Below are 13,362 nucleotides of genomic sequence, written 5' to 3'. Positions count from 1 at the left end.
ATATAACCATCATTAATCTAGAAAAGAGGCTATTTCAGTCCACTCAAAGGAGACAAACTCGCCCTTTTGCAATCTAGTTGGCCAAACAATATGGCTTGCTTGATGATTTTTGGAATCATAAAAGAGCGTGTTACCGATCCCTATATCAAATTGATCTAACCCCTCTAAGGCATTGATAAGTGACTCTCTCGTTGGTCTATCTTTTATCGTCTTCAAAGCCTTAATCATAATGGTTGCAGCAATATATCCTTCTAAACTGCCAAAAGAAGGTTCGATATCCGACGCAAAGCTCTTTAACGCATTTCGGTATTGCTTAACTATTGGTATTGAATAATTACCGGGGTGAGGTACTACTTGAGTCACAATAACACCACTAACATCATCCCCTAGTTGACGCGCAAGAGGCGCACTCCCAACAAATGACACGTTTAAAAACAGTGCATTAACTCCTGATTCTTTCGCTAGCTTGATAAATCGAGCGCAGGGGGCGTATGCCCCGACCATGATAATGGCTTTCGGCGGTGTTTCTGCCAATAAAATATCGGCAAGGGCATTGTCGACTGACAGTGTATTACGCTCATATCGACCATGAACAACCAGAGACTTAGACTTCAACCCATTTTTTAATAGAGCCGTAATCCCCCCTATGTATCCGGCATCACCATACCCATCTCTTTGTGTAAAAAACGCTATCTCTTCAGGTTTCAAACCAGCATGCTGAATTAAAGCTTCCACCATAGTCGATGTTTCTTCCGCATAGCTCGCTCGATAATTGATAATATATCGATCAGGCGGTGTCTTACGTAGCACTCCGGCCCCTGTAAAAGGTGCAAAGAGTAAGGTCTGTTTCTCATTGGCTATCGGAATGGCAGAAATAGCAGTGGGAGTGCCTACATTACCAATCACAGCGAGCACCTGCTTCTGCTCAATCAAGGTACGCATATTAGGTGCAGTCCTAATGGGCTCATAACCATCATCCAGTGCAATCAAATGCAGCAACCGCCCATTAATGCCGCCCAAGCTATTTTCTTGCTCAAACCGCATATTGATGCCTAACAGCATATTCTCACCTAGCTGCTCAGCAGGTCCGCTCAATGCTGTTGACATACCAAATTGCAAGGTTTCTTTTTTCACTGGCTCTAACGCTCTGGCATTGGTGCTTGTGTGTATAAACACCACCAACAATAGCGCTAAAAAACGTAAAAAAGTGAAGTAAGTAACCAGACTCAAGGGACGAGATCCCCGAGACATAAAACTGCTTATACCTAAGAAGTGAATGATGTTTCGCATCTATGTGTTCCTCTAATTGCTCAGAGTGATGGGAGGTTTTATCTTTACTCACTAAATGTAGGATATGGATTGAATAATTGCTATTGGATTTACGTCATTAGGAAATCCACAAACGATTAGCAGGGAGCCGTCGCCCCTCATTTCTTCACCTTGGTAACGCAAATTTGCCCTAAACTGCTTATTGCAGTCTTTGCACTTGATGCAGACGTTCCGTTATCTGTCTCTAATCCCCTTAACAAAGTCTTTCATAAAGCTAGACTAGTGATAACGAGTAACTGGAAAGTTAGAGTGACTGCAATTCAGATTCATGATGACAGTCACTCATTTTAAAGACTACTTACCATCGATAACAGCGCGAAGACTGTTAAGCAGCGCTCTATTTGTTCGAGATTTTTTTAGTTTCTTAGCACTATCCTTAAATGACTCATCTGAGATTTTGGTAAAAATATTGCTATATTCATCTTCTGCTATTGCATCATCACTGTCAGCCATCTCAGAAATATTCTGAGCCACTCGGCTCAATTGCAACCAAGCATTAGCAATATAGAAACCATGAAAATCCGCTTGAGGTAGCAGAGCTTTTGCACTCTTGGGTAAAGCTTCCCATCCTTTAGCAAATTTCTCATCACTGTCTTCAACCAGTTCATTACATAGATTTGCATAAGCTTCCAATAGATTATCTGGCAGCTTATCCATTGGAATAACCACGTTAGACACATTTAGCGAAACTTGCTCAACTCGAGCTTTGTACTCAGGGGTAATATCGATCATGATTTTGCTCTAAAGATTAATTAAAATTGACAACGAAAAAGTGTCATAAATATACAGGCCATAGTTACCATTGCCCGTTATTGGTGTAATGGTAATGCCTTTATAAGAGTCTGTAAAATAGAGAGCAGATACGATACCTATAGCTCCCCTTGAATCTATCTGCAACGTGACTTAATCATCCTGTCATATAGGTAATTAAGCATGAGCTTAATAGTGATTAAACCTTATAAATATGGTTAAATAGCGAACAAAAATAATAAATGATAGAGAAGAGTGGAACAATAGTGCTTAACAAGACAAACCTCTTAATATTAAATTTTTACTTTTTAAGCTGTTTAGCAGGCTTGTCGAGCGCCAAAGCTGATGAACCTCAGTCCATTGAGCAAATGTTAACTGAACTAGAGAGTGGAGCAACCCTCTCCGAAGAAAAAGTTATGCAAAAACTAATCTACCTTAAAACCAGAATACCTAAACAAAATATTACCAACTACCTTAGATTACAGGCTTTACTTTGTTGGAACTATGATGCCGGTGATGAAAAACAAAGATCTCTAGCGATTGCATTTGCTAATGAACAAATTGATAAACCTTATACGCAACAATCCCAAGAGTCTTTACTCGACATTAAACTCTGTAGAGCCTGGTTTAATGAATTAAACGGGCAAGCCCCACTGGCACTCGATGAATACAATGAAGTCATACAACAAGCCTATCAAATAGAATCATTTAAGCTCATCGCTGACGCGCGCAGTATTCGCGGTGCCATGCACTCATTTCAGGGCAACTTCTCGATGGCACTAGAGGACTTGATTACCGCCCAGCACCTATATGACAATCTTGGCCTTAATCATTGGAGTCAGGTAAACCTATCCGACTTAGCTACCAGCTATCGTCGATTCGGGGATCCTCAAACAGCCATAAAATACTACAAACAACTCGAAATGGAATACCTTAAACTCAATGATCATGACTCAGCTATTGGCATGGCCACTGAAATGGCCATCGCCTATGAAGAATTAGGTGAATATGAGCAGGCTATAGAGTATTACAATCAAGCATATGAGTATTGGATTAACCAGGGGGATAGTTTCGGCGCAGCCACAATAGCGGTCAACATATCTGGAAGTTTACTTAAACTTGATAGGATCTCAGAGGCTAACGCTTATTTGGCTCTTGCCAAAGCTTCAATTACCCCAAGCGATGAAATTTTCTACAGTTTTATGAAGCTATTTGAAGCTAAAATTCACTTAACCAACAATGAAGCCAATGAAGCTCTGGTTGATCTGTCAGAAGCCAGTGAGGCTTTCAAACGAGTACAAAATAAGCGAGGATTGGCAGAACTATCACTGCTTGAAAGCCAAGTATACACAACACTGAATGACTGGCCTAAGGCATTTCAATCTTTAGAACGGTATCTGCAGTTGCATAATGAGCTTGATGCAAAAATGCAATCGACTCGCACTGCTGAGATGCGCGCACGTTTTAATACCGAACAAATTGAGATCGAAAACAAACAACTCATTGAATTACAAAGGGCGAAAGATCATGAAGTCCAGATCCTTAAACAAAATAAACACCTTCAATATGCTGTACTTATTTTAGTTGTCATCATGTTACTTTTCATCTCTTTTTTAGCCATCAAACAAGCAGAGAAATCTAAGCTATTGACCATTTTGGCTCTAACCGACCATCTGACCAAACTAGCTAATCGCCGACGGACATATGCTGAAGCAGAGAGGATTTTTTCTGATAAGAGTATGAACTTAGCACTCATTCTATTTGATGCAGATGACTTTAAAAATATTAATGATAAATTTGGTCATGATATCGGAGACAAGGTATTGGTCGAACTCGCCAATGCCAGTAATCTAATGATGAGAAGGAGTGATTTAGTCGGGCGCGTTGGTGGAGAAGAGTTTCTTATTCTCCTGCCAAACACCACATTGGATCAAGCGATGAAAATCGCTAATAGATTCGTTGAATCAATCTCAAAGACAGATCTTTCCAGCTATTCAGAAGAATTAACGATATCGATCAGCGCTGGTGTTGCAGCAAAAGAACAAGACAAGACATTTTCTGAACTACTGCAACGAGCCGATATCGCTCTCTATGAAGCTAAAATTGCGGGTAAAAACCGCGCGAACAGCCATACTCAATTGAGTGGGATAACAGCCTAATCTAATACCTGCTATCATATTCAGGAATTCCTTAACCCTTAGCTTCTCTATGTCTGAAACTGCATCAACCATATCACATTTAAATCCCCTCACATCTAGCGAGCTATCTCAACTGGCCTTCAAGATTAAGCGGTGGGGAAAGGAATTTGGCTTCGCTCAAATCGGCATCTGTGACACTGATTTAGCCAAGGAAGAGCCAAAGCTACAACAATGGTTAGACAAGGGGTATCACGGTGACATGGGGTATATGGAAACCCATGGCATGATGCGCGCACGTCCTAATGAACTTCATCCTGGGACTGTCCGAGTCATCTCGGCACGAATGAACTATTTGCCACCAGAAGCTGGCTTTGCGACGAACTTAAAAGATCCAAACCTAGCCTATATCTCCCGCTACGCAGGAGGCCGTGATTATCATAAACTTATCCGCAACCGTCTCAAACAGCTGGGACAAAGAATCCAAACCGAGCTTGACACCTTAGATGGAGGCAAGACAAATTTTCGGCCCTTTGTCGACTCAGCCCCTATCCTTGAACGACCCCTTGCCCATAAAGCGGGTCTAGGCTGGACAGGCAAACATAGCCTGTTACTCAACGAAGAGGTGGGTAGTTGGTTCTTTCTTGGTGAATTATTAATCGACCTGCCACTGCCAGTTGACATTCCGGTGAAAGAAGGCTGCAACACCTGCGTCGCTTGCATTAAATCTTGCCCAACTAATGCCATTATAGCCCCCTATATTGTCGACGGCAGACGCTGTATATCTTATCTCACCATAGAGCTACAAGGCCCGATCCCAGAGGAGTTTCGTCCTCTTATTGGTAACCGTATTTATGGTTGTGATGATTGTCAGTTAGTATGTCCCATTAACAGTAAAGCACCGCTCACGGTAGAAACTGACTTCCATACTCGAGACCCACTAAAACAGCCTGAGTTGCTGATCTTATTTAACTGGAATGAGACTGAATTTCTGAAGATCACCGAAGGTAGCCCAATACGTCGTATAGGCCACAGGCGGTGGTTGAGAAATATTGCTGTCGCATTAGGCAATGCACCAGCTTCACAAACCATCATAGCTGCACTTGAACTAAGAAAGTGTTCTGACGAGGTTGATGAACTGGTAAACGAGCATATTGATTGGGCGTTGCTTCAGCAAAAAGAACGGCTGATTCAGGAAACTCTTGCTTCTAACCGCAAAACTCAAAGAGTGATCCGCAGTATCGAAAAAGGCCTACCAAGGGATGCGTAAACACTGTTTCAAGGAGCGAATTCCTAGGTCATAGAACCTAGGAATTAAATGCTAATTCTCTTCTAATGTAAATCCGACTTTAATGGTCACTTGCCAGTGCGCTACGACACCGGCCTCTATGTGACCTCGGGTTTCCACCACCTCAAACCAACGTAAATGCATCAATGTTTGTCCTGCCGTATTGATAGCAGCCTTGATCGCATCATCTGAACTAATAGGTGATGAACCGACTAACTCGATAATTTTATAAGTATGACTCATAGTGCACTCCTAATGATGACTAGCTATTCCATTCGTATTCGGGTTACGTAAGCTCGATTATCAACAAACATCTAACAGTATAAATCGGCAAACGAATAAACGTTCAGTTTTCATACTATCCAAAACTAAAATATATTCCATCACTAATACCAATCTACATAAGTTTTCCCCGACTATAGATCTAAAGTGCCATTGTCGTGCAGCAGAAAATTCAGCAAGTTTAACCCATAGGAATTTAACAAAGGTTTTACAATGCTCTCAATATCTGACTTTATCGCTAAGACCAGACTACTCCCACAAAAAGGTTCATTAGCAGGAATTAACAAGAACATGTTAATCAAAAGCCTCAGCTGTCTTTTGGTACTCGTCCCCCCCTTTGCATCAGCCTCTTTTACACCCTTGTCTGACTTTGGAAAAAATCCTGGTGAACTCAGTGGCAGCTATTTTTCTCCACAAGATCCCAGCAATAATCTCGTTGTACTACTCCACGGCTGCGAGCAAAATGGACAAACCTTAGCCAAACAGAGCGGACTTATTGCATTAGCCAAAGCCCATCAGTTTTCACTGCTTGCTCCCCAGCAAAGCTACAGCAACAACATCAAAAAGTGCTTTAACTGGTTTTCAACCCAAGACACCAACCTAAACTCCGGCGAGATGCTCTCCATCAAGAACATGATTTTGGCGACCAAAAAACAACTCCATGCTGAACAGGTTTATATCTTAGGCCTATCTGCTGGCGGCGCCATGACCAGCGCCATGTTGGTTAACTACCCCGATCTGTTTACGGCTGGCGCAGTGATCGCGGGTCTGCCCTTCCCCTGTGCCGACAGTCTAACGAAAGCCATCTCTTGCATGCGTAAAGGCCCACCGCAACCAGTCTCTGAATTGATATCACTGGTAAGAAAAAAACAACCTAATCAAAAGCAGTGGCCAAGATTAAGTGTCTGGGCTGGAAACGACGACAGCGTAGTAAATCCGGCCAACGCTAAGAAGCTGGCCCATCAATGGGCAGGCCTCAAGCAGATACAGGCACAACCGAGTGTCTCCCAGCACAATGGGATCCAGAAAACCCAGTGGCTAGATAGCTTAGATAATATCGCAGTGGAGTTGGTGCAAGTATCAGGTTTAGCCCATGGCATGGTGGTCAACCCAAATATTGAAAATGGTGGAGAAGCCGCGCCTTTTATTCTATCAGCCCCCGTTAGTAGCGCTGTTGAGATTGTTAAATTTTGGAATATTTAATCCGAACACACAGTGATAACGACCGAATAAACACTGTTACATAAGCATATCATCGACTAAAGCAATACCGAGGCAAAGACCAATTGCCAGTTAAAACAAACTATTAACAAACGTATACTACTATAGTACCGATTAAATTATTGAATCATTGCTATAGAGTCAATACCAAGAAAAACAATAACAAGTACCTAACAAACTTAAGTACAAAACAGGGAACCTCTATGGAACAGAATACTATCAAGCTAAGCTGCCTCGCATTAGCCATCTCAACAGCACTAACAAGCCAAGTTGTACTCGCTGCCGATGCTGAGGCCAGTGTTGAACAGGAACCTATCCTAGAGCGCATCGAAGTTACCGCGCGTAAGACCGTTGAAAGTCTACAAAATGTGCCGATTGCTGTCACCTCTATCAATGCCGAGCAACTGGCTGAAAATGGCATCAGCGTCGTCACTGAAGTGCAGCAGTTCTCACCCAATACGACCCTGCAACGTAGCCGAGGCACTAACTCAACCCTTACGGCTTTTATCCGTGGCGTGGGTCAGGAGGATCCCTTATGGGGCTATGAGCCAGGCGTTGGTATCTATATCGATGATGTCTATGTGGCTCGCCCACAAGGGGCTGTACTGGATATTCTCGATGTTGAGCGCGTCGAAGTACTGCGCGGCCCACAAGGTACCCTATATGGTAAAAACACCATTGGTGGCGCCATTAAGTATGTGACCAAGAAGATGTCAGGCGACGCTCAACTAGATCTCAATGCCACCTTAGGCAGCTACAAACAGCAAGACTATAAGATTGCTGGTCAATATCCCCTAGTCGAAGACAAGCTCTACTTTGGCTTTGCCCTTGCGAGCCTTAACCGTGACGGTTATGGCGACTTTGTCACCTCAGCCTTGTCGGGCCAAGATTCAGAAAACTACAACAAGGATGTGATGGCTGGTCGTCTGACCTTAGAATACACCCCAACCGACGATCTGTTTATGCGACTTAACTATGACAGAACTGAAGATGAGTCAAACGCCAAGGGCGGCTACCGTTTACTTCCAAGCAAGTTGACCGAAGCTCCCGTTCCCGACAGTGTCTATGACTCCTACACCAGCATGCCAACTTGGAACAAGGTGGAAACCGAAGGCCTAAGCTTTACCCTTGAGTACTTTATCAATGAGGAGTGGACCTTCAAGTCAGTGACAGCATCACGTGAGAGTTACTCACCCACTAATATTGATTTCGATAATACTTCACTGCGCATTTTCGATGTGCCCGCCATCTATGATGATGAGCAGTTTTCCCAAGAGTTTCAGGTTAACTACGACACCGAAGATCTCAATATTGTCTCGGGCCTCTATTACTTCAAGGGCGACTCCTGTGGTCACTTCGATGCCATTCTTGAGGAAGCCTTCAAAGATTACGGTGGTCTCACTCGAGAAGTGCGCGGCTGTAATAACAGCGAAAGCTACGCCGCCTATGCCCAAGGGTCATACAGTTTAAGTGAACAGTGGTCACTTACATTAGGTGCCCGTTATACCCGAGAGACCAAAGATGCCACCGTCTATAACGGCGTGATCTTCGACAGTATCTACCCGGAAAGTGGCTGGTACCCAGGTTTCGAACGTGATGAAGCGCTTATCGAAGAAAAGATCCCTTTGGTACTCGATGACAGTGAAACTTGGTCACGCTTTACCCCTAGAATCGGCATCGAGTATCAACACAGCGATACCATGATGATGTTCGCCAGCTACTCTCAGGGCTTTAAATCCGGTACCTTTAATCCAAGAGCCACAGGGGCAGAGCCTGCGGTAGACCCTGAAGTGGTAAACTCCTACGAGATAGGCTTTAAGAGTGAGTGGAACGGTAATCTTCGCCTCAACGCCACCGCATTTTATCTGGATCATCAAGACAGGCAGTTCGTCACAGTACTACCAGGAGAAGATGCCGCCGACCTAAATCAACGTCTGGGCAATATCGGCACCTCAACCGCCACGGGTCTCGAGCTTGAGATCCAATATGCCGCTACCGAATCTCTCAATCTGTTCGGCACCTTAGGGCTCATCGACTCCTCATTCGATGAAGTCATATCCTATGATGAAGATGGTAACCAGATCGATCTCAGCGACATCTACACCATAGCCAACACACCAGACACCACTGCCAATGTCGGCTTTAATTATGACTTTGCCACCAGCATCGGTGATTTTGTCTTCAACGGTAACTACTACTACCGCGGCGACTATGATCTGACCGTGACCGACAATCTGCTCACTCAGGATGGTTATGGCCTACTTAACTTCGGCCTGAACTGGTATAGCGATGAAGGCAGCTGGACTGCTGGTCTACATTGGAAGAATGTCACCGATGAAGAGTATCTGGTCGGAACTTACGCCTTTGTGACCCCAACCGATGACGGCGGCTATCTACCTGGACTCGGCGGTGATAATACCCTAATTGGCTATTATGGCGATCCGCAAACTGTCTCATTAACTGTTGGTTATAGTTTCTAACATGATAAGAACTCTTTATTTATAACCACCACAATCAACACCGAACTGACTGCCCAGTTCGGTGCTTACGTTTAATGTTAATGTGTTAGTGTCCTTATATATCAGAGCAATCCGTTCAATCAGAGAAGAACCTAAAGGAGTTGATTATGTCACAGGCTAAAGTGGCTATTGCAGACGACCACCCACTGTTTCGCGCTGCACTCAAGCAGGCCGTAGTAGAGAGCTTCGATAAGGCCGACATACTAGAAGCTGAAAATTTTCAAGAACTCCTCGCCATAGTCGAGCAAACCCCCTCACTTGAAATCGTCTTTCTCGATCTACATATGCCCGGTAACGATGGTTTTACAGGCCTGACACTCCTACAAAATCACTTCCCAGATCTCGTGGTGATCATGGTGTCATCGGACGACCAGAGTGACATCATGCGCAAAGCCATCAACTTTGGTGCCAGCGCTTTTATCCCCAAATCGGCCAACTTGACCCAGATTGGCGCAGCGATCGAACAAGTACTCGACGGTGAGATTTGGCTGCCAGAACACACCTCAATCAACACAGATCAACAGAGCGCCGCTGAGCATCAACGTTTAGCTGCACAACTGGCACAACTCACCCCACAACAATATACCGTACTTGCCCGTATTGCAGGCGGACAACTCAACAAGCAGATAGCCTATGACTTGGACATTAAAGAAACTACCGTGAAGAAGCATGTCTCGGCAATACTGCTCAAACTAGAGGTGTATAATCGCACCCAAGCGGGACTGGTGTATCAGCAGTTGATGATCACCCAACCAGAGAATCAGGTTATTAGCGCGTAATAACGAGCTAGAGTTAACTAGCCTAAACTTGCTCGTACATCAGAAATAGTGATAAACAGTTTGTTTTCCGCATCTTGAAAAGCTTGGAATCCATAGCGTTCATAGAAATGTTTTCCACCATCTTTGGCATCTACAATGACGATTGGGAATGCTACGCAATCACTAGCAGCCAATAGTTTACCAAGTGCATCAATAAGTAACCCTTGTGTCACTTTGGCACGCGAAACTACAAATGATGGATAAGCGTTGCGAATCCCTCCACGGCCGCATCTACGCTCGGTAATTAACAAAAAAGCTATCTCTTCGATTTAATCATTAACTAATTCGCTACTACCCTTTGTTTTACAATTCACGGTTTACTATTCTGGGGTGTAAGCAAGTTGTTTAAATTCAATAAGATGAAAGTGAACGACTTTGCATCATAAAGGGGTCGTAGCGAATTAACCTAAAAGCTTTTCACCACAGAGAACACGGAAGGTCACGGAGAAGAGCAACAGCTTGAAGGTACAAGGTGCCGTAGCTAGCAGTGAGCCTGCGAACGTTCTCGAAGGCACAAAGTGCCGTTCTAGCAGGGCAAAGTCCACCCTTTAAATAAAACAACTCAGCAACCACAATTCAACATCTGCGACACTTTGTCGCAGGACGAATTCGACAAAGCATTTTAGGATGGTGACAAGATCAAGACTAAAAATGCATCTCTGGTTATGACCCAGCACATATTTATCAAGTAACCGGTCATTTAGACCCTTGCTTTGGTCATGTGATTAAGACAATCACTGTTATTTTAACACTGATAAATAAGTGTCTTAATGACAATTAATTTATTTAAAGATGGTTATAACAATAAGTAATCAACAAGTTAGATTGTGGCATACAAAATGCCTTACTTAGTATCACCAAAACGACATAACCCTACTAAGAGGTAATATGAGTAAACAAAGAATATCCGCATTCGCACTTATTACAGGGTTGATTGCATCTTTCACTGTTTTAGGTAGCGAGGACTACCGTGAAGAAACGCCTACCCTGAATGCATTAACCAACACCAACAATAATCTTGAACGTATTACTGTCACAGCAACACGTCAGCAATCTTTAGATACTGATCTTGCCATGTCACTACAGGGGGTCAGCACAGAAGAGCTAGCCATTGATAGTGGTCAACATATCGCCGAATCACTTAACAGCATTTCAGGGGTGTTAATTGACCAACTTTCTGGCGGCCAAGGCCATAAGGCAGCAATCAGAATGCCCATGAACACCAGTGGTTACTATCTCTATTTACAGGATAATATCCCCCTGCAATCTCCGGCCTTTTTTAACCATAATGCCCTTTGGTGGTCCAGTTTTAACTCTAACATTGCCCGAATGGAGGTCTTAAAGGGCGCTGGTACTGCCTTATATGGATCTGGAGCCGTAGCTGCAACGATTAATATTTTATCTAAAGAGGTGGCGAAGTCTCCTCAAACGGATGTGGGATTGACACTCGGGCAAGATGATTATGCTAAGGCGCAATTTAGTCACAGCAATATACTCTCCGATACTCAAGGCATTCGAGTGTCAGCGTCATACCTAACCAATGAAGGGTGGCGTGACCATACCGGATCTGAACGGGCTGAATTAACCTTCAGACATGAATTCGAGTTAGCAGATAATGAACGCCTCGTCACCTCTTTAGTGGTTTCAGACCTTGAACAGGAGATGGCAGGAAATTTAACCCAAGCCTTATATGACAATGACAAAACAAATTCGGGGTTATCTGCTGACGTATTAGCAAATGATCCACTACGCAAAACCAGATACTTACGACTGTCTAGTCAGTGGGACAAAACCACCGACAATAATTATTTTTCACTCATCCCATATTATCGCTACCGTACTAACGATTACACCGCAACCTGGAATAAAAACATGCCTAAGGTAGAGTCTGAAGTACACACCTTGGGCTTACTGGCATTAGCAAATTTTGAGCATGAAAGTGACAGTGATACCACTGTTGGCTTAGATATTGAGCTTACCGAAGGCGACCAACTTTCCTATCAACCCCTTGACTATACCAGCACAGGTTTTAGGGCCGACACCTTCACTAAGGGGGAAGTATTTTATGATGACACCACTCAATACCTCAGTCTCTCTCCCTATATTCAGCACAAGCGGGAATTAACAGATAATCTCGATTTAACTCTTGGTGCCAGATATGATTATGGTCAATATGATTTTAACAACCACTTAGGTGTTTTTGGTGACATAGGCCATGGAAAACGCAGTATTAAAGACAGAAAAGATAACTTTAGCCATATAAGCCCTAAAGCAAGTCTAAACTATCACCTGACTCAAGATACTAGCCTTTATCTACGTTATGCCAACAGTTTTCGCTTACCAACCGCAAGTAGTTTGTACCATTTAACAATTAAAGATGATGGCAATGCCGAAGCGGTCGATCCAGAGATATCTGATACCTATGAACTTGGATTTAAAGCCAACTGGCAATCCATATCACTTGATACTGCCGTTTATTATATGGATGTAGATGATGGTATTGTGCGTGCTTATAACGATGCAGGCCAGCGCTATTTAACCAATGCAGCTAGGGTTATTCATCAAGGGGTTGAAGTATCTGTTGCGTGGAAGATCAATGAACAGCTAAACCTTAGTACGGCATACAGCAGATCTCACCATGAATTTGATCAACATGAAGCTTACTCAGGTAATGAAATGGCGGCTGCACCGGACTATATCGCTAACGTGCGTTTACGCTATATGCCGACATTTGCACAAGGCTTAACCAGCATGCTAGAGATACAATCCATAGGGGAATACTGGTTAGACGATGCGAACAGCCAAGATGATAATGAAATGGATCGTATTGAAAATGGCTACACCATCGCCAATATCAAAGCCCTTTATCAATTCTCTAAGCAGCTATCTTTCAATGCCAGAGTGTTAAATGTCACTAATGAGGAGTATGCACAGGAAGCCTCATATCGATACGGCAAAACATTCTACTCCCCAGGAGCCCCTAGAACCGCTTATGTCGGTGTAAATTATCAATGGTAGGC

Annotated in this window: 9 protein-coding genes and 1 pseudogene; 6 read left to right on the top strand and 4 right to left on the bottom strand. The window is 43.5% G+C overall.

Features of this window, described 5'->3' with window-relative positions:
- Positions 1-12 precede the first annotated feature (12 nt).
- Positions 13-1,290, bottom strand: coding sequence for an ABC transporter substrate-binding protein (locus HWQ47_RS05970; protein ID WP_269970261.1), 1,278 nt, complete (start codon positions 1,288-1,290; stop codon positions 13-15).
- Between the two features lie 333 nt (positions 1,291-1,623).
- Positions 1,624-2,061: a DUF3069 domain-containing protein gene (locus HWQ47_RS05965; protein WP_269970260.1), complete on the bottom strand. Its 438-nt coding sequence runs from the start codon at positions 2,059-2,061 to the stop codon at positions 1,624-1,626.
- Between the two features lie 434 nt (positions 2,062-2,495).
- Between HWQ47_RS05965 and HWQ47_RS05960 the strand changes: the two genes are divergently transcribed.
- Both HWQ47_RS05960 and queG read left to right on the top strand, forming a co-directional pair.
- Positions 2,496-4,238, top strand: coding sequence for a tetratricopeptide repeat-containing diguanylate cyclase (locus tag HWQ47_RS05960; RefSeq protein ID WP_269970259.1), 1,743 nt, complete (start codon positions 2,496-2,498; stop codon positions 4,236-4,238).
- A gap of 49 nt (positions 4,239-4,287) precedes the next feature.
- On the top strand, positions 4,288-5,484 hold the full coding sequence (gene queG / locus HWQ47_RS05955) for a tRNA epoxyqueuosine(34) reductase QueG (RefSeq protein WP_269970258.1): 1,197 nt from the start codon (positions 4,288-4,290) through the stop codon (positions 5,482-5,484).
- A gap of 51 nt (positions 5,485-5,535) precedes the next feature.
- Here the strand turns inward: queG and HWQ47_RS05950 are convergent, their stop codons facing one another.
- Complete coding sequence (locus tag HWQ47_RS05950) at positions 5,536-5,745, bottom strand: dodecin (protein ID WP_269970257.1); 210 nt, start codon at positions 5,743-5,745, stop codon at positions 5,536-5,538.
- Between the two features lie 252 nt (positions 5,746-5,997).
- On the opposite strand from HWQ47_RS05950, the gene HWQ47_RS05945 reads away from it, so the two are divergent.
- From HWQ47_RS05945 to HWQ47_RS05935, 3 genes are all read left to right on the top strand, one after another.
- Positions 5,998-6,987, top strand: a complete 990-nt coding sequence (locus HWQ47_RS05945) for an extracellular catalytic domain type 1 short-chain-length polyhydroxyalkanoate depolymerase (RefSeq protein WP_269970256.1) — start codon at positions 5,998-6,000, stop codon at positions 6,985-6,987.
- A gap of 221 nt (positions 6,988-7,208) precedes the next feature.
- The gene (locus HWQ47_RS05940) at positions 7,209-9,485 is read left to right on the top strand and encodes a TonB-dependent receptor (RefSeq protein WP_269970255.1); all 2,277 of its coding nucleotides are present in this window, start codon (positions 7,209-7,211) and stop codon (positions 9,483-9,485) included.
- A 146-nt stretch (positions 9,486-9,631) separates the two neighbouring features.
- The gene (locus HWQ47_RS05935; RefSeq protein ID WP_269970254.1) at positions 9,632-10,303 is read left to right on the top strand and encodes a response regulator transcription factor; all 672 of its coding nucleotides are present in this window, start codon (positions 9,632-9,634) and stop codon (positions 10,301-10,303) included.
- Between the two features lie 17 nt (positions 10,304-10,320).
- On the opposite strand, the pseudogene HWQ47_RS28050 reads toward HWQ47_RS05935, so the two are convergent.
- A pseudogene (locus HWQ47_RS28050) lies at positions 10,321-10,503 on the bottom strand (GNAT family N-acetyltransferase); the annotation flags it as partial.
- 727 nt (positions 10,504-11,230) lie between these two features.
- On the opposite strand from HWQ47_RS28050, the gene HWQ47_RS05925 reads away from it, so the two are divergent.
- Positions 11,231-13,360 carry a TonB-dependent receptor gene (locus HWQ47_RS05925; protein WP_269970253.1) on the top strand — a complete coding sequence of 710 codons (2,130 nt, stop codon included), beginning with the start codon at positions 11,231-11,233 and terminating at the stop codon, positions 13,358-13,360.
- Positions 13,361-13,362: the final 2 nt, after the last annotated feature.

It is taken from the genome of Shewanella sp. MTB7, from assembly GCF_027571385.1.
GTDB lineage: Bacteria > Pseudomonadota > Gammaproteobacteria > Enterobacterales > Shewanellaceae > Shewanella.
The sequence above is the reverse complement of the archived record's forward strand: the minus strand, read 5'-3'. Positions and strand labels throughout refer to the sequence as shown.